This window comes from Micromonospora trifolii (assembly GCF_050516465.1).
Taxonomy (GTDB): domain Bacteria; phylum Actinomycetota; class Actinomycetes; order Mycobacteriales; family Micromonosporaceae; genus Micromonospora; species Micromonospora trifolii.
In genome coordinates this window covers 2,830,371-2,850,653 of record NZ_CP191526.1, presented here as the reverse complement: position 1 = coordinate 2,850,653, position 20,283 = coordinate 2,830,371, and the positions used below count along the sequence as shown (strand labels likewise).

The following is a 20,283-nucleotide window of genomic DNA, read 5'->3' as shown; positions in this document are numbered from 1 at the left end:
GTGGAGCGGCATGGGGCGGGCCGTCTCCGGCCAGGCCCCACGCCGCCCGTGTGGGCTCACTCGCTGCGGGCGAAGCCACCCTTCGGCGCGATGATCTCCAGATTCGTCCCGTCCGGGTCGTTGAAGTACGCGACCTCGGTGCCGACCGCCGCCGACGGCTCCACCTCGCCGGACGCGAACGTGTACGGCTGCCCGAGGAACTCGAACCCGGCCTCGCTCATCCGGTCGTAGACCGCGCGCACGTCGTCCACGTGGAAGCACAGGTGCATCGAGCCCGGCCGGTTGGCCGCCACCTGGGCGGCGTCGCCGACCGGCTCCTGGAACTGGATCAGGTCGATCCCGAGGTTGTCGAGGTTGAACGTGGCGTACCGCAGCTTCGTCGTCGGCAAGCCCTGTGACTGCGCGAACCCGGCGCCGTGCATGCTTTCGTCCCGAACGACCGGTTCTGCGCCGAGCAGGGCCTGGTAGAACGCGACCGAGCGGTCGAGGTCACTCACCGCGATCCCGACGTGCGCGGCCTTCTTCAGCCCGATGGACACGGTTGAGGGATTGGGGAATGCCATCCTGACTCTCCTTACCAGCGCTCTTCGTCGCCTGTGTTGATGCTGATCTTCCTGGCGTACCCCGGGCGAGATCAGTTCATGCGACGTCGCTGTCAGGCCCGTTCGACCCGCGCCTGCTGGTGATCGGTCAGCCGCAGCCCCACACCACGGACGACATCGATGGTGGCCCAGGTACCCAGGGCGTGCAGCTTGCGGCGCAGCCGCTTGACCAGCGACTGCACGTCCGCCTTGCGTTCGCGCCCCTCGTCACCCCAGACCGACCGGTGCAGCTCGGCGTAGCTCCAGACCCGGGCCGGCTCGGTGATCAGGCAGGTCAGCAGGTCGTGTTCCAGGCGGGTGAGGTCGATCTCACGTTCCCCGCAGCGGGCGCTGGAGCGGGCCGAGTCGATCACCAGGGCGGCGACCGGGGCCGGTTCGGACGGGGCGGCCACCTGCTGCGGGGCAGCGATCAGCCGGCGCAGCTCGTCGAGGTCGGCGACCAGCAGCAGCGGTGCGATGCCGTCGAGGAGCTCCGCGAGCCGGATGCGCTCGGCCGGCGACGGGGTCACCGCGATCAGCAGTGGGAACGGCTCGTCGGCCGGATCACCCCTGTTCACCGTTGCCTCGTCCTCGGCCACCGCACCACCCGGGATCGATGGGCATCCCTGCCCAGCTCTCGTCACGGTACTGACAATGATTGGCAAGCGTGCCGCCAGCCAGGGCAACTCTTAGCGACAAGTTGCTCACGGCAAGTTCTTGATCGTCCGTTCTTCTCGATCATAGTGTCCACTCGGGCAACCGGCGTGACCCGCGCGGTGCATGGGGGAGGTCCACCATGGCCCACTACACCCTGGGTCGTTCTGAGGGAGGCAGCACCGATGTTCAGACGTCCACAATGGCGGCGCGCAGCCAGATCACTGGTGAGCGCCGGCGCGGCGACGATCCTCGCCGCGACATGCTTGGCCACTATCAGCTCGGGCGCGCAGGCCGCGCCGGGCGGTGCGATGGGGGCGGGCGCCCCGACCGGGGACAAGATCCGACCGGAGCTCGCCAAGCAGCTCCAGGCCAAGAGTGAAGGGGACTTCTGGATCCGGTTCAAGGACCGGGCGGACCTGAGCAAGGCCAGCGCCATCAAGGACTGGTCGAAGCGTGGCACGGCGGTGGCGGACGCGCTGCGCAAGACCGCCGCCGCGAGCCAGGGCAAGATCCGAACCGACCTCGACAGCTCGGGCACCAAGTACCAGACCTTCTGGGCCACCAACGCCATCAAGGTGAACAGCGGTTCGCTGGCGATGGCCCAGAAGTTCGCCGGGCACTCGGAGGTCGAGGGCCTCTACGCGCCGGTCGCGTACAAGGTGCCGGAGACGACCAAGGGCACCGACGAGAAGACCGTGAACGCCCTGGAGTGGGGCATCGCCAACATCAACGCCGACGACGTCTGGTCCCAGTACGGCGTCAAGGGCGAGGGCATCACCATCGCGAACATCGACACCGGGGTGCAGTTCAACCACCCGGCGCTGGTGAACTCCTACCGGGGCAACAACGGCGACGGGACGTTCGACCACAACTACAACTGGTTCAACGCCGCCAACGGCACCGGGGCCTGCGCCACCGCCCCGTGCGACGGCGACGGCCACGGTACGCACACGATGGGCACCATGGCCGGCTCCGACGGCGCGAACCAGATCGGTGTCGCCCCCGGGGTCAAGTGGATCGCGGCGAACGGTTGCTGCCCCAGTGACGCCGCTCTGGTCGAATCCGGTCAGTGGATGCTCGAACCGCTGGACCTCAACGGTCAGAACGCGGACGCGAGCAAGCGACCGAACATCATCAACAACTCGTGGGGCACCCGGGACCCGTCCAACGAGCCGTTCATGGAGGACGTGACGAACGCCTGGACCGCGTCCGGGATCTTCGGCACCTGGTCCAACGGCAACAGCGGACCGGCCTGCCAGACCAGTGGCTCGCCGGGCAGCCTCGTCAGCAACTACTCGACCGGCGCGTACGACGTCAACAACAACGTCGCCGGCTTCTCCTCCCGCGGCGCCGGCCAGAACGGCGAGATCAAGCCCAACATCTCGGCGCCGGGCGTGAACGTCCGGTCGAGCATCCCGGGCAGCGCCTACGGCAGCATCAGCGGCACCTCGATGGCCGCACCGCACCTCGCGGGCGCGATCGCGCTGCTGTACTCGGCGGCGCCGTCGCTGGTCGGTGACGTCAACGCGACCCGCGCGCTGCTCAACGGCGCGGCGATCGACAAGGCCGACGACCAGTGTGGCGGCACCGCCGCCGACAACAACGTCTACGGCGAAGGCCGACTGGACGCCCTCGCGTTGCTCAACGCCGCCCCGACCGGCGACATCGGCACGCTGGCCGGCACTGTCACCGACGCGACCTCCGGCGCCCCGATCGCCGGCGCGACCCTGACGCTCACCGGCGCGTCCGAGCGTGAGCTGACCACCGGTGCCGACGGCAAGTTCTCCACCCAGCTCCCCACCGGCGACTACCAGGTCGCCATCGCGGCATTCGGCTACGCCAGCACCACCAGGACGGCAACGATCGCCAAGGGCGCGACCACGACGCTCAACGTCGCCCTCACGGCGGTGCCGAGCGTCAACGTCACCGGAGCGGTCACCGACGGCTCCGGCCACGGCTGGCCGCTGTACGCGAAGGTGACCGTGACCGGTGTGTCCGGCGTCTACGACTACACCACCCCGTCGAACGGCCGCTACAGCATCAAGCTGCCGGCCGGGCAGACCTACACCCTGAAGTACGAGCCGCAGTACCCGGGCTACCAGACCGTCACCAAGGAGGTCGTGGTCGGCTCGGGCAACACCACCGCCAACGTCGCCGTGCCGGTGGACAGCACCGTCTGCACCACCGCGCCCGGATACACGACCGGCTCCGACGGTGAGTACGAGACCTTCGATGCCACGACCACGCCGGCCGGCTGGACCGTCGTGGACAACGCGGGCAGCGGTCAGGTCTGGAAGTTCACCGACGACGGCGACCGGGGCAACCTGACCGGCGGCACCGGCAACTTCGCGATGGTCGACAGCGACGCCTACGGCGCGGGCACCAGCCAGGACACCTCCCTGGTCAGCCCGGTGGTCAACCTGACCAGCGTCACGGCCCCGGTCATCCGGTTCAACCAGGACTTCAACCAGCTCAACGACGACACCGCCGACGTGGACCTGAGCATCGACGGCGGTGCCACCTGGACCAACGTGCTCCGGCAGGAGACCGACGTCCGGGGACCGAAGCTGACCGAGATTCCGATCCCGCAGGCCGCCGGCCAGGCGCAGGTGCAGGTTCGGTTCCACTACTACGACGCCTCGTACGAGTGGTGGTGGGAGGTCGACAACGTCCTGATCGGCAGCCAGGTCACCTGCGTGCCGGTCGACGGCGGTCTGGTCGTCGGCAACGTCCGCGACAAGAACGACGACAGCTACGTCAACGGCGCGACCGTCACCAGCAAGGACCGGCCCGCCGAGAAGGCCGTCACCGTGGCGACCCCGGACGACCCGGGACTGGCCGACGGCTTCTACTGGATCTACTCGTCGCTCACCGGCGAGCACCCGTTCACCGCGACCGCCGGCAACTACGTCAGCCAGACCAAGCAGGTCGACGTCGAGGCCGATTGGGCGACCACCGCGAACTTCCAGCTCGCGGCCGGTCGACTGGCGGTGACGCCGACGCAGCTGAGCGCGACGCTCCAGATGCCCAACGGCAAGGCCAGCAGGTCCTTCACGGTGACGAACACCGGCGGCGCGCCGGTCGAGGTCAAGTTCGGTGAGCGGGACAACGGGTTCGAACTCCTGCGGGCGGACGGCTCCAAGGTCACCCGGCAGCAGGTGCTCGGGTCCAGCGGCGCGCCGGAGCAGCGGCTCACCGCACCGACGTCGTTCGCCGCCAAGGCGTCCGGCAAGGAGGCCAAGGCGGCTGCCGCGGCGGCCGGCCCGCAGGCGGCGCCGTGGACCGACATCGCCAACTACCCGGCCACGATCATGGACAACCGGGTGGTGAACCTGGACGGCAAGGTGTACTCGCTCGGTGGCGGCGACGGTGAGGCCTCCACCACCAAGAACTACGCCTACGACCCGGCCGCGCAGACCTGGACGGCGATCGCCGACCTCCCCGGCGCGCGTAACGCAGTGACCGCGGGCGTGGTGAACGGCAAGATCATTGTCACCGGTGGCTGGGCCGACGCGGGCCCGGACTCCGCCACCTGGTCGTACGACCCGGGGGCCAACACCTGGACGGAGCTGGCCGACAACCCGGCGCCGCGGGCCGCGGCCGGTCAGGCCGTCGTCGACGGCAAGCTGTACGCGGTCGGTGGCTGCACGACGGCGGCCTGTCTGCCGATGTCGAACAGCGTCGTCCGCTACGACCCGACCAGTGACACCTGGGAGACGATGGCCAACTACCCGAAGTCGGTGGCCTTCGCCTCCTGCGGCGGGATCGACGGCGTCCTCTACTGCACCGGCGGCAACGACGGTTCCGCCGCGCAGAAGTCCAGCTACGCCTTCGACCCGGGTGCCAACACGTGGACCGCCATCGCCGACGCGCCGGCCGACAACTGGGCCAGCTCGTACGCGGTCGCCAGCGGCAAGCTCCTCGTCGTCGGTGGTTCGCAGGGTGGGGCCATCAGCAACGCCGGCTTCGCCTTCGACCCGGCCGCCGGTTCGTGGTCCAACCTGCCCAACGCCAACACCGCGCGGTACCGCGGCGGCGCGGCGTGCGGCTTCTACAAGATCGGCGGCTCGTCCGGCAGCTTCAACGCGGCTGCGGAGAGCGAGGTGCTCCCGGGCTTCGAGGGATGCTCCGAGTCGGCTGCCGACGTCAGCTGGATGACCATCGACAAGTCGGCGGTCACCCTCGCACCGGGCGCGAAGGTCACGGTCACCGTCGGTCTGACGGCGAACGTGGACCAGCCGGGCACCTACTCCGGCGCGGTCGCGATCTCCGAGAACACCCCGTACTCGGTGGCGCCGGTCGCGGTGACCATGACCGCGAACCCCCCGAAGACCTGGGGCAAGCTCATGGGTACGGTCACCGGTACCAGCTGCCAGGGTGCGACCTCGCCGCTCGCCGGCGCGGTCGTGCAGGTCGACTCGTGGGCGGCGTCGTACACCTTCGCCACCGACGCCGAGGGCAAGTACGCCTACTGGGTGGACCGCCGCAACAACCCGCTCACGATGATCGTGGCCAAGGACGGCTGGAAGCCGCAGACCCGTCAGACCAGGATCGACACCGCCACTCCGACAGTGGAGAACTTCGGGTTGGCGCCCATCAAGTGCTGACGCCTGAGCACTAGCCGAAGAAATCCGGCCCGCCTGGTCTGCGACCAGGCGGCCGGACCACGTCCGGGGTGATCAGACGGGGGCGAGCCGGAAGCCGACGCCGCGTACCGAGTGGATCGTCGCCGCGGCGTTGAGCCTGGCGAGCTTGCCGCGCACCCGGCGGACCACCGAGTGAATGTCGGAGCCCCGGCCGAGGTGCCGGTTGCCCCAGACCTCAAGGTGCAGGCGCTCGTAGGTCCAGACCTGCCCGGGCGCGTGCACCAGGCAGAGCAGGACGTCGTGCTCCAACCGGGTCAGGTCGATCTCCTGGTCGCGCCAGCGCAGCACCCGGCGGTCGGAGTCGACGGCCAGATCCGGTGGCGGTGGCTGAGGGCTCGGCACCACCTCGGCGAGCGCCGCCCTGGTCGGGGGAGCCGGAACGGCAGGCGCCTCGACCACCCCGAGGAACTCTCGTGCCTGGTCGACGGTCGAGACGATCAGGAAGGCGTCACTGCCGCCGAGCAGCCGGGCCAGATGTCGCCGCTCGGCCGGCGAGGATGCGATGCCGATGACCAGGCTGGCGACTTGAATTCCCTGCATTTGCCAACACCTTCCGGTTCCCCAACTCACTCCGGATGGATTTTTCGCACCGCCGACCGAAACATCGATCGGCGTCCTGACCCTAGTGGTGGCTGATCTCGGCTGGGTAAAACATAGTTGCATGTAAGCATGTGAATCCCGCTGCGCCGGCCAGGTCCACCCGGCCCACCGCCGACGATCCGCTTTCCGGAAGCGGTGGGGGTGGTTGTGACAGAACCAAGACAATCCGAGTACGGGGTACGGACCTGCCGGGGCGAGCATGGTCGCCATGTCCATCGGATCGTTGTACTCCGTCGGGCGGTCGACGCCCGGTCCGGCGCGACCGCTGCCCCACGCCCGCGCGGCGGTGCCGCTGGGGCTTCGACTGCTCGCGGCGGCGCTGTGCGGTCTGGTCGCCCTGGCCCTCACCGCCGCCGTCTTCGTGCGGACGTACCCGGGTCAGTGGCTGGACGGGGTGCTCCTGCCGCGCGCCGAGCGGGGCGGAGGGTACGAGCAGCAGACCGTGCTGGTGGGCCCGGCCAAGACCGTGCTGGCCACCTTCGGCAGCCCGAGCCTCATCGCGGCCCTGCTCGGCGTGGTGCTGCTGGTGGGTGTGCTCCGCCGGCGGCTGGTGGCGGGGGTCGTCGGTGTTGGCATGGTCGTCAGCGCGGTTCTGCTGGCCGGCGCGGTGAAGTCGGAGCTGCCCCGCCCGGATCTGCAGATCGAGAGCTCCACCACCCACAACAGCTTCCCCAGCGGTCATGTCGCGGCGGCGACCGCCCTGCTGCTGGCGTTCATGCTGGTCCTGCCGGGGTGGGCCCGGCGCTGGCTGGCGGCGCCGGGCGCGGCAGGTGTCTCGGTGATCGCCTCCGCCACGATGATCGCGGGCTGGCACCGGTTCAGCGACGTGCTCGGTGGCGTACTGCTGGGGGTGACACTGTTCTGCCTGGCCGCGGCCGCGTTGGCGGCCTGGCCCAACGACCGCGACACGACCGGCGGTTCGGACGGCGGCAACCTCTGGCGCAGGCTGGCCGAGGCGGCAGTCGGGCTGGTCGTGCTGGTCTGGGCGCTGCTGGTGGTTGTGCCCGGTCTGGCCGCGTCGGTGCAGCGCGGCCTGCTGATCGCCATCGTGGCCGCGGCCGCCTCGACGATGTTCCTGGTGGGAGCGGTGGTGTTCCTGGTGCGTTCGACGGATTTCGCGGCGCCGCTCTCCCCGCGGAGCCCCGATCAGCCGCCGCCAACGACCGAAACCCGAAAGATCTCATGATGGGATACTTGACGACATGTCCCAGGTCCTGTTGATCGAAGACCACCAGACGGTGCGCGACGGACTCCAGTTGGCGCTCACCCGACAGGGCCACACAGTGCATGCCGTGGGCACCGGCGAGCAGGGGTTGGAGTGGCTGCGCACGACCCCGTCCGATGTCGTGGTCCTCGATCTCATGCTGCCCGGGATGGACGGGTTCGAGGTCTGCCGCCGAATTCGGCAGCTCGGTGACCTGCCGATCATCATGCTCACCGCCCGCAACGACGACATGGACGTGGTGGCGGGTCTGGAGGCTGGCGCCGACGACTACGTGGTCAAGCCCGTGCAGGCCCGGGTGCTCGAGGCGCGCATCCGCGCGGTGCTGCGACGGACCGGTGGCGACTCGCGGCGCGGCGGCGACCGGGCCGGCCTGGAGCAGCACGGCCCGTTGACCATCGACCGGGCCGCGCTGGTGGTCAGCAAGGACGGAACGCCGGTCAGCCTCGCCCCGACGGAGCTGCGGCTGCTGCTCGAACTCTCGCACACGCCGGGCCAGGTGCTCAGCCGCCAGCAGCTGCTGGAGGCCGTGTGGGAGCACGGCTATCTCGGCGACTCGCGACTCGTGGACGCGTGCGTCCAGCGGGTACGGGCCAAGATCGAGGCCGATTCGTCGGCGCCGGTGTTCATTCAGACGGTACGTGGTTTCGGATACCGGTTCGGCCCGCTGTGACGTTCTGGCGCTCGGTCGCCGCCCAGGTCTCGGGCCTGCGGGTCCGGCTACTCCTGGCGTTCGCGCTGCTGGGGATCACCACCACGGCCGTCGTGGCCAGCGGGAGCTACGTGCAGGCCCGGACCGTCATCCTCCAGCAGGCGCAGGACGCAGCGGTGATGTCGCTGACCGACCAGCTCACGAAGGTCTACCCGATAGCCCAGCTCCCACCGACCCAGGACGAGCTCGAACTGTTGGCTCAGCGCCTCAGCGACCGGGAGAGCTTCGCGGTGGTCGTCTACCGGGACATGCGGGCACAGGGCGGCTCCGAATTCGCCGACCCGCTCACCCCCGAGCTGCGGCAGAAGGTCCGTGACGGTCGCCTCGCCTGGCAGCGTGTCTCGCTGGGCGGACAGCCCTCGCTGCTCATCGGCACCCAACTGAAGCTCGACCGACCCGACGGCACGTCCCGACCGTCCGGGCTGGAGGTCTACTCGGTGCGCAATCTCGTGCCCGAACAGCAGAGCATCGACAAGCTCGCCACCAGGGCGTGGCTGACCGGCGGGTTGTCCCTGCTCCTCGCCGTCCTGCTGGCCCTGCTGTCCGCCCGCGGAGTCCTGCGACCGGTCCGCGACCTCGGGCGAGCGGCTCGCCGCCTCGGTGAGGGCGACCTGTCCACCCGGCTGACGGTCCGGGGCGTCGACGAGCTGGCAGACGTGGCGCGGACCTTCAACGACACCGCGGGCACGCTGGAGCGGCAGGTCGGTGAGCTGCGGCGGATGGAATCCGACGCCCGCCGCTTCGTGGCCGACGTCTCGCACGAACTCCGTACGCCGCTGGCCGCGATGACGGCGGTCACCGACGTGCTCGACGAGGAGGCCGAGCATCTGCCCGGGGACGCCGGCCAGGCCGCCCGGCTGGTCGGCCAGGAGACACAGAACCTCACCCAACTGGTCAACGACCTCATCGAGATCAGCAGGTTCGACTCCGGCACCGCACGGCTCGCCCTCGACGACGTGGACGTGGCCGCGGCGGTGACCGCGACCCTGCGGATCCGCGGCTGGGCCGACCGGGTGCGCGCCGACCTGCCGTCCGGAGTGGTGGCCCGGCTCGACCCCCGCCGGCTGGACGTCATCGTCGCCAACCTGGTCGCCAACGCCTTCCGGCACGGTGCCGAGCCGGTGTCCGTGCGCCTGCGCGCCGACCCGGACTGGGTCACCATCGAGGTGGCCGACCAGGGGCCAGGGCTGGACCCGGAGGTGTTGCCACACGTCTTCGACCGCCTCTACAAGGCCGACACCGCGCGTACCCGCTCCGAGGGCAGCGGCCTCGGCCTCGCCATCTCCTGGGAGAACGCGCGGCTGCACCGCCACGGCGAGCGACGCGGGGCCCTCGTCGCCGGCAACGGCCCCGGGGGCGGCGCGGTCTTCACGCTCCGGCTGCCCCGTGAGACGGCGGACCCCGGAGGTGCCCGGTGACCGGCCGGCGGACCGGCCGCGCGCTGCTCGCCAGCGGACTGCTGCTCGGCACGCTGCTGGCAGCGGGCTGTGGGGTACGGCCGAGCGCCGTCATCACCGGTCGCCCCGCGGTCAGCGGCCCAGCGCAGGGCGTCGGGCTCTACCTGCTCGCGCAGGGCGAACTCGTGCTGGTCGTACGTCCGGCGACGGGGGACTCCGCACCCGCCAACATCCTCGCCCTGCTCGCGGCCGGCCCGGAGGAGAACGAACGCCGACAGGGCCTCACCAGTGAGGTGCCGGCTGGACTCGACCCGGTCACTGTGACGTCCGCGGCCGATCAATCCGGTGGCCTCACCGTGCGGACGGACGCCGCGGCGCGGGCGTTGTCGGGAAACGCGGTCGACCAGATCGTCTGCACGGTCGCCGACGCCGCGGCGCAGACCGGCTTCACCAACAGCTCCGCCCCGGTCACCATCGTCGGGCCGGACGGCGCCCGGCCTCCTCAGCGGTGCCCGATCAGCTGACCGGGCACCGACCACCGCCTCACACCAGGTCGACCGCTCGGGCCTGCCGGGGCAACCCGCTGTGGTGGCCGTGGTCCTGGTCGGCCAGCGCGCCGGCGATCAGGATGTCGATCAGGGCGGCGAACCCGATGCCGGCCTGCTGCCAGATCTGCGGGAACTGGGACGCGGCGGTGAAGCCGGGGAACGTGTTGACCTCGTTCACGATGGGCTCGGGCGACCCCTCGGTGGGCAGGAAGAAATCGACCCGCAGCAGCCCACGGCAGTCGAGGGCCTGGAAGGCGCGGATCGCACGGTCCTGGAGCACCTCGGTGGTCGCCGCGTCGAGCGGGGCGGGAATCTGGAAGATCGCCCCGCCGTCGTACTTCGCGTCGTAGTCGAAGAAGCCCGCGCCGGTCACCCGGATCTCCAGCGGCGGGCCGGCCTGCACCCGGCCGTCCGGGTGCTGGAGGACGGCCACGTCGATCTCGCGTCCCCGCGCCCCCTGCTCGACGAGCACCTTCGGGTCGACCCGGCGGGCCTGCTCCAGCGCGGCGGGAACCCCCGGCCAGTCGTCCACCCTGACGACGCCCAGGCTCGACCCGGCCCGGGCCGGCTTGACGAAGACCGGCAGCGCCAGCCGACGCTGGTCCTCGGGAGACAGGTCCTCACCGGGACGCAGGGTCACCCCCGGGCTGACCCGCAGGCCCTCCGCCGCGAGGAGCCGCTTGGTGACCCCCTTGTCCATGCCGGCGGCGCTGGCGAAGACGCCGTTGCCGACATACGGCACGCCGAGCCATTCCAGCAGCGACGACACGGTGCCGTCCTCGCCGTACGGGCCGTGCAGGGCCGGGAACACCACATCCTGGGCGCGCAGGACGCGCAACGCCGCAGGCAGGGGCGTCGGTCGGCCGCCGACGTGCCACCCGCCGTCGCGGCCGATGAGCACCTCGATGACCTGGTACCGCTCACGGTCCAGGTGGGCGAGGATGCTCGCCGCCGAGCGGCAGGACACGTCGTGCTCGCCGCTCTGCCCGCCGTACAGCACTGCCAGTCGGGTTGTCATGAGTTCCGTGCCCTTCCGTGGAGGTGCTCGCGGGCCACTCGGGCCCCGATGCCGGTCAAGATCTCGTGTGGGTTGGTGTCGGCCCAACGGGCCCACTCGACGACCGTCGGAGGGCGGTGGTCACCCTCGGCCGGGCCGAACACCACGACCGGGTCGCCGACCGTCACGGGAAGATCTCCGGCGTCGACCACGCACTGGTCCATGGCGATGCGCCCGACGATCGGGCACCGCCGACCGGCGAGCCACACCGAGGCGCGGCCACCCGCGGCCCGGGGCAGCCCGTCGGCGTAGCCGAGCGGCAGCAGCGCCAGCGTGGTCGGTGTGCCGGTCACGTGCTCGGGCCCGTAGGAGACGCCCGTGCCGGCCGGCACCCGCTTGACGTTGACCACCCTCGTCCGCAGGGTCATCGCGGGGCGCAGCCCGAACTCGCCCGGACCGCTCACGCCGAACGGGTCCACGCCGTAGAGGGCGATCCCGATCCGGCAGAGGTCGAAGCGGGTCCGCGGTGCGGAGAGCGCGGCCGCCGAGTTGGCCAGGTGAACGAGATCGGGGTCCAGGCCGGCCGACCGTGCGGTCCGCAGCGCCTCCTCGAAGATCGCCACCTGACGGGTGAGCGCGGGGGCGCCCGGCAGGTCGGCGTCGGCGAGGTGGGACCACACCCCGCGCACCCGGATCCCGCCCTCCCGTTCGTACTTGCGGGCCCAACCGACCAACTCGGGCCAGTCGTCCCCGGCGGCCCCGTTGCGGGACAACCCGGTGTCCGCCTTGAGCTGCACCATCGCCGGAACGCCGAGCAGCCGTGCCGCGTCGGCGACGGCGTGCAGGTGGGTCGTCGTGGACACGCCGACGTCGACACCACCCTTGATCAACATACCGAAGTCGTCATCCGGGCCGTGCAGCCAGCTCAACGTGGGCGCGGTCACACCCGCCTCGCGCAGGGTCAGCGCCTCGGCCGTCGAGGTCACCCCCAGCCAGGTGGCGCCGGCGCGCAGCGCGGCCCGGGCCACCTGCACCGCGCCGTGGCCGAACCCGTCGGCCTTCACCACGGCCATCAGTCCGGTGCCGGTGACCGACGCGATCGTCCGCACGTTGCTGGCGATCGCGTCCAGGTCGACCAGGGCTTCGGCGAGGGCGCTCATCCGGCCGCCTCCACCCGGGGCGTGCCGGGCAGCGCGAACAGCCAGCCCGCGCGAACCGCCAGCAGCCCACGGTGAATCGCCAGGCTCAGACCGATCACCAGCCCGCTCAGCAGAATCGGATAACCGAGCACGATCAGGCCCTGAGCGGACTCACCCAACCCGGAAACCGGTACGAGCAACAGCCGGTGCAGCAGGGCCAGGACCGGCATGTGAATGACGTAGATCGGCAGGGTGATGCGGCCGAGCCTAGCCAGCGGTTTGCTGAGCGCCGACCACCGGGACAGCCGGGCAGCTGCGGTTATGCCGAAGATCACTGCCACCGCGGAGACCGCCGGCCATACCCCGAACCACTGCTGGGCGCCGGTCACGGCCATCGCGGCGAGCGCCAGGACGTAGCCGCCCGAGGTGAGCAACAGCCGGCGGCGGCTGGCCGTGGCGGCCCACTGCTGGATCTGCGGCCGCAGGTACAGGCCGGCGAGGAAGAAGACCAGGTTCTGGTAGAGACCGGCGCGGTTGCCCGGGGTGTCGAGCAGGCCGGCGGCGGCGACGGCGGACAGCGCGGCGGCGGGGACCAGGACCAGCGCCCGGGGCACCCGACGGGTCGCCTTGGCGATCGTGAAGTACAGAGCCAGGGCGTACAGGTACCAGAGGTTGGACGGCGTGATGGTGAGCTGCTCCAGCAGGCCGAGCGCCGAGGTGGCGCGGTCGGTCGGCAGTTCCGGTGCGGCGGCGAGGACCACCGTGTGGATCAGCAGCCAGACGGCGTACAGGTAGAGGAACCCGGCGATCCGGCTCCGGGCGACGACGCGCCACGGCCGCTGGGCGGCGTTCGCCGCGAAGACGCCCGAGATGGTGAAGAACAGCGGCATCCGCAGCGGAAGGAACTGCTCACCCAGCGTTCCCCAGAAGCCCGGCACCGGTACGCCGATGTGCCAGTCGATCTGGAGGTAGTCCTTCACGACGACGTGCCACAGGACGACGAGGATGATGCAGACGCCCTTCGCGGCGTCGGCCCACTCGGCCCGCTGTGGGCGTCCCACGGCGGGGGTGGCCCTGGGTCGGTGACGGAATCGGACGCGCGTCGCGTCGGACCCCGTTTCGGCGGACCAGGACTCGGTGGGAGACAGCTGTTGGATCACTCACCAGAAGCTGCCAGCCGGATATCCGCACGTGATCCACGAATTGTCATGATCCGGTAATGGACGCGGCCGGGCCCGTGTCGCAAGCAGTTCCCAGTACTCCAACGGGATTCGCACAGTGCTCCTGGACCGGATAGCGACATCGAGGCAGTGCGCTCCGTGTAGACGGGTGCGGTGGTAGCGTGCGGCGAGTCTTTGCGATCTTGGTTACGTCCCTTCGGCAGCCCGATGTGGAGGTCATGATGGCAGGTGTTCCGGCCGATCCGAGCGTGCTGCATCCGATGCCCGAACAGCCGCGCGTGGTGCTGCTGAAGCCGCTGGTCACCTCGCCGCTGATCGAGGTTGGCGAGTTCACCTACTACGACGACCCGGATGATCCAACCGCCTTCGAGGCCCGCAACGTGCTGTACCACTACGGGCCGGAGAAGCTGATCATCGGGAAGTTCTGCGCGCTCGGCGAGGGCGTGCGGTTCATCATGAACGGCGCCAACCACCGCATGGACGGCCCGTCGACCTTTCCGTTCCCGATCATGGGTGGTTCGTGGGTCGAACACTTCGATCTCATCACCAACCTGCCCGGACGGGGTGACACCGTGGTTGGCAACGACGTGTGGTTCGGATACCGAGCCATGGTGATGCCCGGCGTCCAGATCGGCAGCGGAGCGGTCATCGCTTCCGGATCCGTCGTCGTCGATGACGTCCCCGATTACGGCATCGTCGGCGGCAACCCAGCCAGGCTCATCCGCCTCCGCCACAGCGAGGAAGACGTCGCCCGCCTTCTGGCACTTGCCTGGTGGGACTGGCCAACCCAGGACATCACCGAGCACCTTCGCACGATCATGTCCGGCAGCATCGACGACCTCGAGGCCGTGGCGCCCAAGCATCGGTCGACCTGAGGAGGCAAGCCGGCACCAACCGACAAGGGTGAGCGGGTTCGAGTGTCGGCCCCCGCAGACCGACACCGGGGCCGCCAGACGTCCCCTAGGCTCGTTGCGGAGGTGCCGAACATGAAGCTCGGGCTGCACTACTGGAACTACTCGACCCCGGCCGACCCGGCCGCGATCGCACCGACCCTGGCGCAGACGGCGGCCACCGCCGAGCAGGCCGGCGTCGAGTCGTTCACAGTGATGGACCACTTCTTCCAGATGGACGCGGTGTTCGCGGCCGAGGAGCCGATGCTGGAGGCGTACACCACGCTGGGCTACGTCGCGGCCACGACTCAGCGGATGACGCTGGGCGTGCTGGTCACCGGCGTGATGTACCGCTATCCGGGGTTGCTCGCCAAGACCGTGACGACCCTCGACGTGCTCTCCGGCGGCCGGGCCCGCCTCGGCATCGGCGCCTCCTGGTACGAGCGGGAGCAGCTCGGGCTGGGTGTGCCGGTCGTCCCGGTCGCCGAGCGGTTCGAGCGGTTGGAGGAGACGCTGCGCATCTGCCGTCAGATGTGGAGTGCCGACGACGGCCCGTTCAACGGGAAGCACTACCAGCTCGCCGAGACCATCAACTCGCCGCAGCCGTTGAGCCGCCCGCACCCGCCCATCATGATCGGTGGTGGCGGCGAGAAGAAGACACTGCTGCTGGTGGCCCGGTACGCCGACGCCTGCAACCTGTTCGGCCGCGGCGGCATCGACGACATCGCGCGCAAGCTGGATGTGCTGCGCGGGCACTGCGCCGCCGAGGGCCGCGACTACGACACCATCGAGAAGACGGTGGTCGCCTCCCAGGCGCCGCTGGACGACACCGACGCGTTCCTCGCCGAGGTGTCCGAGTACGCCGCGCTCGGTGTGAGCGAGGTGCAGGTGACGCCGGATCGACACCCGGTCGAGTTCGCCCAGCGGCTCGGTGACGAGGTGCTGCCCCGGTTGGCCGACGTCGGCTGATTCCGCCGCGACTGGTGCGGGTGCCATTGTGAACAAAAAGCCAGTTCCTGGTGGCTCAATGGTGCGCTCGCACCGTCTTAGGCTCCACAAACGACGCTCCCGGCGGGGATGAGCCGGATCACATACGGTGGTTCGCTTCGACTGCCGGAAATTGTTCGACGACGTGCCAGGTAACCTCTCCGGGTGTCGCAGATGTTACCGCTTCTTGTTACCGATCGGTATGACGTCGTCGAGCTCATCGGCCAGGGCGGAATGGGTCGAGTGTGGAAAGCCCGCGACCGAATGCTGCAACGGGACGTCGCCATCAAGGAAATCGTTCCGCCCCCCGGCCTGACCAATGAGGCGCGACAGGAATTGCGGGTCCGGTCACTTCGAGAGGCCCGGGCAATCGCGCAACTCGACCACGTCAACGTCGTCCGGGTCTTCGATGTGCTGTTGAGTGCCGACGGCGACCCACAGATTGTGATGGAGTACGTGCCGTCCCGTTCGCTGCACGACACCATCACCACCGACGGTCCCGTCCCGCCGGTGCGGGCGGCCGAGATCGGGCTGGCCGTGCTCGGCGCGCTGCGCGCCGCCCACCGCGCCGGGATCATGCACCGCGACGTCAAGCCGGCCAACATCCTCGTCGGCGCGGACGGCCGGATAGTGCTCACCGACTTCGGCCTGGCCACCGCCATGGAGGACGTGAACCTGACCCTCAGCGGTGTGGTGCTCGGCTCGCCCGCGTACGTCTCTCCCGAACGGGCCATGCGGGGCACTGTGGGTCCGGAGGGGGATTTCTGGTCGCTCGGCGCGACCCTGTACGCCGCCGTCGAGGGCCAGTCGCCGTACGCCCGGCCGTCGAGTCTGATGAGCCTCACCGCGCTGGTCACCGAGCCACCGCCCGCGGCGCGACGGGCGGGACCGCTCGCGCCGGTGCTGGCCGGCCTGCTGCGCAAGGACCCGGCCGAGCGGGTGGACGCCGACGCGGCCGAGCAATTGCTCCGGGCTGCGCTGGACGGCACACCGCGGCCGCCCATCGCGGTGACGTGGCGTACGGCGCCCGCCGCGCCCGCACCAGCGGCGATCACGTCCCATCCGGTCGACGCGCCCGACGTACACCGGTCGTCGGCCGCGACGACGGCGGACGGCGACCGTCCGGGAGCGGCCCGCCGACGGCGGACCTGGCTTCTCGGTGGCCTCGCTGCCCTGGTCGCGCTCGGCCTGGCGGTCGGGGTCCCGCTGGCCACCCGCCGTGCGTCGCAGCCGGACGGGGGAGGGGCCGAGCTGGTGGACGCCGCCGTGCCGGGTGCGCCGTCGACGCCCGGTGCCGCACCGACGACCGCTGTGCTCCGGCCGATCTCGTGGTCGGTCTACCGGGACAGCAGCGGCTTCTCCGTGCCGGCGCCCCGCGACTGGCAGATCGTCCGGCGCGGCCACCAGGTTGAACTCCACGAGCCGGGCGGCGAACGGATGCTGGTCGTCAGCCAGACCGACTCGCCGCGCAGCGACCCGTTGGCCGAACTGGGCGGCCCGACCGTGAGCGAGCGGTACCGCGACTACCACCGGGTCGAGCTGCTCGCCGTCAACTACCAGCTCAAGGCCGCCGACCTGGAGTGGGTCTACACCAGCGAGGCGGGTACCGCGATGCACGGGCGCCAGCGCACCTTCACGACGGGTAAGCGTCAGGGTTACAGCATCGCCTGGCTGACACCCGAGTCCGCCTGGGCGGTGGCCGGGGCGGACGCGTTCCGGGAGATCACCACGGGCTTCCGGCCGGCGTCGCCGGCGGGCGGGGCCACCCCGTCCGCCACGCCGGACCGTCGAGTGTCGCCGACGCCGAGCGTGCCCCCGGCGCGCTCGGGCAACCGGCTCGTCGGGGTGGCGAGCAACCGGTGCCTGGATGTCAGCGCGCCGAACTCCCCCGACCCGGTCCGGCTCGGGATCTGGGACTGCCGGGACGACCGCGCCTCCCACCAGCTCTGGGCGATGCGGTCGGACGGGAGCGTGCAATTGGGTGGGCGTTGCCTGGACGTGCTCGGCGCGTCCAGCGACGCCGGGGCGGCGATCCAGCTCACCACCTGCAACACGACCCCGGCGCAACAGTTCACCCTGAACGAGGCCCGGCAGCTCGTCAACGCCCACAGCGGACTGTGTCTGGGTACTGTCGGCCAGAGCACCGCGAACGGCGCGGTGATCGAGCAGCGCAGCTGTAGCGCCGGCACGAGCCATCTTCAGTGGACCCGGCGATAGCGCCAGGACACCGACGAGGGCCGCCCTCCCGGTGGTGCGGAGGACGGCCCTCGTCGGTGGTTGGGTCAGGCGACCGCGGCGGGGAACCGTTCCCACACCCGGTGCGCGGCCATCAACTGCTGCACCGCCGTCAGCGCCTCGGCGCCCGAGCCCGCCGCCACGACGCCCGGGGTGCCGGCGACGCCGGTCTGCTCCAGCACGGTGACGCCGGCGCCCCAGGCGCCGATCGCCTTGGCGTGCCGCCAGCACTCCTCGACGAGCAGCAGCACGCGGGGGTCCACCGTTGCCGGGCCCGGCCGGCCCGCCTTGTCGTCGCGGGCGGGCCGGGCATCCGGGGCGGGTGCCGGCGCTCCGGCCAGCAGGACCGCGTCGAACTCGACCGACCGGCCGGTGGCGAAGGTGCGCTGCACCGGCAGGTCTCCCACCATGCCGCCGTGCGGGGCGATCAGCAGCGGCACCATGCCGGCGTCGAACACGGCCCGGCGGACCTCGTCGACGTCGTCCAGGTCGCCGTCGGGGTCGACGACGATCCCGACGATGCGGCCGTCACTCGGCCACTCCCGACCGACCTGCGACAGCGCCGCGCTGGGCGTGACGTCGGCGATCGGCACGGTCGGCTGCGGCGCGGGCAGGCCCAGGCCGGTGGCGACCTGCTCGCACAGCACCGGGTCGATGTTGGCGAGGCTCTGCAGCTGACGCTCCTTGATCGCCTGGTGGTAACACTTGCCCAGCTCGAAGGTGTACGCCCGGATGATGTGCTCCTTCTCGACCGGCGACATGCTCAGCCAGAACAGGCGGACCTGGCTGTAGTGGTCGTCGAACGACGCCGGGTTAGCGCGTACCTTCGGTGCCTGCGCGACCGTGACCGGCAGGTCGACGAAGGCGTGCTCGGCGTCCCCGGCGGGGAACGGGTTGCCGCCGTCGAGCGAGTTCGGTCGGTACGGCGCAACGCCCGCGTGCACGGCGTGCTGGTGGAAGCCGTCGCGCAGCATGTCGTTCACGGCGGCGTGCGGGCGGTTGATCGGGATCTGCGTGAAGTTCGGCCCGCCCAGCCGGGTGAGCTGCGTGTCGAGGTACGAGAAGAGCCGGCCCTGCAGCAGCGGGTCGTTCGTGACGTCGATGCCCGGGGGCAGGTGTCCGAGGTGGAAGGCGACCTGTTCGGTCTCGGCGAAGAAGTTCGTGGGCGTCCGGTTGAGCACCAGCTTCCCGATCGGCTGCACCTCGGCCAGCTCCTCCGGCACGATCTTCGTCGGGTCGAGCAGGTCGATGCCGGCGAAGGTCTCCTCGGGAGTGTCCGGAAAGACCTGGATGCCCAGCTCCCACTCGGGGTACGCGCCGGCCTCGATGGCGTCGTAGAGGTCGCGGCGGTGGAAGTCCGGGTCCATGCCGCCGAGCAGTTGCGCCTCCTCCCAGGTCAGCGAGTGCACGCCCAGCTTCGGCTTCCAGTGGAACTTGGCCAGCACCGTCTCCCCGGCCTCGTTGACGAGGCGGAATGTGTGCACACCGAAGCCCTCCATCGTCCGGTAGGAGCGCGGGATGCCCCGGTCGGACATGTTCCAGATGGTGTGGTGCTGCGCCTCGGTGTGCAGCGACACGAAGTCCCAGAAGGTGTCGTGGGCGCTCTGCGCCTGCGGGATCTCCCGGTCGGGGTGCGGCTTGGCGGCGTGGATGATGTCCGGGAACTTGATCGCGTCCTGGATGAAGAAGACCGGCATGTTGTTCCCGACCAGGTCGAAGGTGCCCTCGTCGGTGTAGAACTTCGTGGCGAAGCCGCGGGTGTCGCGGACCGTGTCGGCCGAACCCCGCGAACCGAGCACGGTGGAGAACCTGACGAAGACGTCGGTCTCGCGCCCCTTCTTGAGGAAGCCGGCCCTGGTGACCGCCTCGGCGGTGCCGTACGCGGTGAACACACCGTGCGCGCCGGCGCCCCGGGCGTGCACCACGCGCTCCGGAATGCGCTCGTGGTCGAAGTGCGTGATCTTCTCGCGTAGGTGGTGGTCCTGCAGGAGGACCGGGCCGCGCGGGCCGGCCTTGAGCGAGTGGTCGGTGTCGCGCAGCCGCGCCCCGTTCGCGGTCGTGAGGTAGGCACCCTGCTGACCGTTCGCGATCGTCGGTGCGCCGGTCTCCGCGCCGGTCGGCGTGCGCGTCTGCGGCGCACCCTGTTCCGGCTTCGGCGGCAGCGGGTCGTGCGGAGTCGTCGGCTCCTCGAGGGGCGGTGGCGCGCTTCCCGGCGCACCGGGGACATCCGGGGTGAGGGCGTCGGCGATCTTTCCTGAGGCGGTCTTCACTGCGTTCTTGACCGCCTCGGCGGGCTTGCTGGAATCCACTGAATGAACCTCTCCATGGCGCGTGTGCGGGCCGGCGCCTGCCCTGCTACCCCTGGTCAGAGGGTCGAAACACAACTCGCCTCGCCATCCTGCGCCGGGACTGGTGATTTCGCCGATGCCGGGATCGGCGGAGCGGCCAAAACTGACACACGTCGATATCCCTCGACTTTAGGGAGTGCCCG

At 70.5% G+C, this 20,283-nt stretch carries 15 protein-coding genes; 8 read left to right on the top strand and 7 right to left on the bottom strand.

Annotated features, from left to right (window positions below):
- Positions 1-56: 56 nt before the first annotated feature.
- Positions 57-563: a VOC family protein gene (locus ACQRWP_RS13205; protein WP_430502514.1), complete on the bottom strand. Its 507-nt coding sequence runs from the start codon at positions 561-563 to the stop codon at positions 57-59.
- A gap of 92 nt (positions 564-655) precedes the next feature.
- Positions 656-1,180 (bottom strand): winged helix-turn-helix domain-containing protein, encoded by a 525-nt coding sequence (locus ACQRWP_RS13200; protein WP_430502513.1) that lies wholly within the window; start codon positions 1,178-1,180, stop codon positions 656-658.
- A gap of 321 nt (positions 1,181-1,501) precedes the next feature.
- Between ACQRWP_RS13200 and ACQRWP_RS13195 the strand changes: the two genes are divergently transcribed.
- The gene (locus tag ACQRWP_RS13195; protein ID WP_430502512.1) at positions 1,502-5,845 is read left to right on the top strand and encodes a S8 family serine peptidase; all 4,344 of its coding nucleotides are present in this window, start codon (positions 1,502-1,504) and stop codon (positions 5,843-5,845) included.
- 72 nt (positions 5,846-5,917) lie between these two features.
- Here the strand turns inward: ACQRWP_RS13195 and ACQRWP_RS13190 are convergent, their stop codons facing one another.
- Positions 5,918-6,424, bottom strand: a complete 507-nt coding sequence (locus ACQRWP_RS13190) for a winged helix-turn-helix domain-containing protein (RefSeq protein ID WP_430502511.1) — start codon at positions 6,422-6,424, stop codon at positions 5,918-5,920.
- Between the two features lie 268 nt (positions 6,425-6,692).
- Here ACQRWP_RS13190 and ACQRWP_RS13185 point away from each other — a divergent pair, with 268 nt between their 5' ends.
- From ACQRWP_RS13185 to ACQRWP_RS13170, 4 genes are read left to right on the top strand one after another with little or no spacing between them, the layout of a single operon-like run.
- Entirely contained in the window at positions 6,693-7,670 is a 978-nt protein-coding gene (locus tag ACQRWP_RS13185) for a phosphatase PAP2 family protein (protein WP_430502510.1), read from the top strand.
- Between the two features lie 16 nt (positions 7,671-7,686).
- On the top strand, positions 7,687-8,379 hold the full coding sequence (locus tag ACQRWP_RS13180; protein WP_430502509.1) for a response regulator: 693 nt from the start codon (positions 7,687-7,689) through the stop codon (positions 8,377-8,379).
- The gene (locus tag ACQRWP_RS13175) at positions 8,376-9,836 is read left to right on the top strand and encodes an ATP-binding protein (protein WP_430502508.1); all 1,461 of its coding nucleotides are present in this window, start codon (positions 8,376-8,378) and stop codon (positions 9,834-9,836) included. The genes ACQRWP_RS13180 and ACQRWP_RS13175 overlap by 4 nt, the downstream gene beginning before the upstream one ends.
- Positions 9,833-10,339 (top strand): hypothetical protein, encoded by a 507-nt coding sequence (locus ACQRWP_RS13170; RefSeq protein ID WP_430502507.1) that lies wholly within the window; start codon positions 9,833-9,835, stop codon positions 10,337-10,339. The genes ACQRWP_RS13175 and ACQRWP_RS13170 overlap by 4 nt, the downstream gene beginning before the upstream one ends.
- Before the next feature lie 19 nt (positions 10,340-10,358).
- Here ACQRWP_RS13170 and ACQRWP_RS13165 read toward each other — a convergent pair whose 3' ends face one another.
- From ACQRWP_RS13165 to ACQRWP_RS13155, 3 genes are read right to left on the bottom strand one after another with little or no spacing between them, the layout of a single operon-like run.
- Complete coding sequence (locus tag ACQRWP_RS13165; RefSeq protein WP_430502506.1) at positions 10,359-11,381, bottom strand: D-alanine--D-alanine ligase family protein; 1,023 nt, start codon at positions 11,379-11,381, stop codon at positions 10,359-10,361.
- Positions 11,378-12,520 carry an alanine racemase gene (gene alr / locus ACQRWP_RS13160; protein WP_430502505.1) on the bottom strand — a complete coding sequence of 381 codons (1,143 nt, stop codon included), beginning with the start codon at positions 12,518-12,520 and terminating at the stop codon, positions 11,378-11,380. Before alr ends, ACQRWP_RS13165 begins: the two co-directional genes overlap by 4 nt.
- A complete protein-coding gene (locus ACQRWP_RS13155) occupies positions 12,517-13,560 on the bottom strand; it encodes an acyltransferase family protein (RefSeq protein WP_430502504.1) in 1,044 nt (347 codons plus the stop codon). The genes alr and ACQRWP_RS13155 overlap by 4 nt, the downstream gene beginning before the upstream one ends.
- 341 nt (positions 13,561-13,901) lie before the next feature.
- Between ACQRWP_RS13155 and ACQRWP_RS13150 the strand changes: the two genes are divergently transcribed.
- From ACQRWP_RS13150 to ACQRWP_RS13140, 3 genes are all read left to right on the top strand, one after another.
- A complete protein-coding gene (locus tag ACQRWP_RS13150; RefSeq protein WP_430503196.1) occupies positions 13,902-14,555 on the top strand; it encodes a CatB-related O-acetyltransferase in 654 nt (217 codons plus the stop codon).
- A gap of 111 nt (positions 14,556-14,666) precedes the next feature.
- Complete coding sequence (locus ACQRWP_RS13145; RefSeq protein ID WP_430502503.1) at positions 14,667-15,539, top strand: LLM class F420-dependent oxidoreductase; 873 nt, start codon at positions 14,667-14,669, stop codon at positions 15,537-15,539.
- 192 nt (positions 15,540-15,731) lie between these two features.
- Positions 15,732-17,774 (top strand): serine/threonine protein kinase, encoded by a 2,043-nt coding sequence (locus ACQRWP_RS13140; RefSeq protein ID WP_430503195.1) that lies wholly within the window; start codon positions 15,732-15,734, stop codon positions 17,772-17,774.
- 65 nt (positions 17,775-17,839) lie between these two features.
- Here the strand turns inward: ACQRWP_RS13140 and ACQRWP_RS13135 are convergent, their stop codons facing one another.
- The gene (locus ACQRWP_RS13135; protein WP_430502502.1) at positions 17,840-20,101 is read right to left on the bottom strand and encodes a catalase; all 2,262 of its coding nucleotides are present in this window, start codon (positions 20,099-20,101) and stop codon (positions 17,840-17,842) included.
- Positions 20,102-20,283: the final 182 nt, after the last annotated feature.

What these genes read in the sequence shown, in the direction of transcription:
- ACQRWP_RS13180 (WP_430502509.1), top strand. Translation starts at nt 7,687, where the DNA reads ATGTCCCAGGTCCTGTTGATCGAAGACCACCAGACGGTGCGCGACGGA.
- ACQRWP_RS13205 (WP_430502514.1), bottom strand. Translation starts at nt 563, where the DNA reads ATGGCATTCCCCAATCCCTCAACCGTGTCCATCGGGCTGAAGAAGGCC.
- ACQRWP_RS13145 (WP_430502503.1), top strand. Translation starts at nt 14,667, where the DNA reads ATGAAGCTCGGGCTGCACTACTGGAACTACTCGACCCCGGCCGACCCG.
- ACQRWP_RS13165 (WP_430502506.1), bottom strand. Translation starts at nt 11,381, where the DNA reads ATGACAACCCGACTGGCAGTGCTGTACGGCGGGCAGAGCGGCGAGCAC.
- ACQRWP_RS13150 (WP_430503196.1), top strand. Translation starts at nt 13,902, where the DNA reads ATGGCAGGTGTTCCGGCCGATCCGAGCGTGCTGCATCCGATGCCCGAA.
- ACQRWP_RS13185 (WP_430502510.1), top strand. Translation starts at nt 6,693, where the DNA reads ATGTCCATCGGATCGTTGTACTCCGTCGGGCGGTCGACGCCCGGTCCG.
- alr (WP_430502505.1), bottom strand. Translation starts at nt 12,520, where the DNA reads ATGAGCGCCCTCGCCGAAGCCCTGGTCGACCTGGACGCGATCGCCAGC.
- ACQRWP_RS13190 (WP_430502511.1), bottom strand. Translation starts at nt 6,424, where the DNA reads ATGCAGGGAATTCAAGTCGCCAGCCTGGTCATCGGCATCGCATCCTCG.
- ACQRWP_RS13140 (WP_430503195.1), top strand. Translation starts at nt 15,732, where the DNA reads ATGTTACCGCTTCTTGTTACCGATCGGTATGACGTCGTCGAGCTCATC.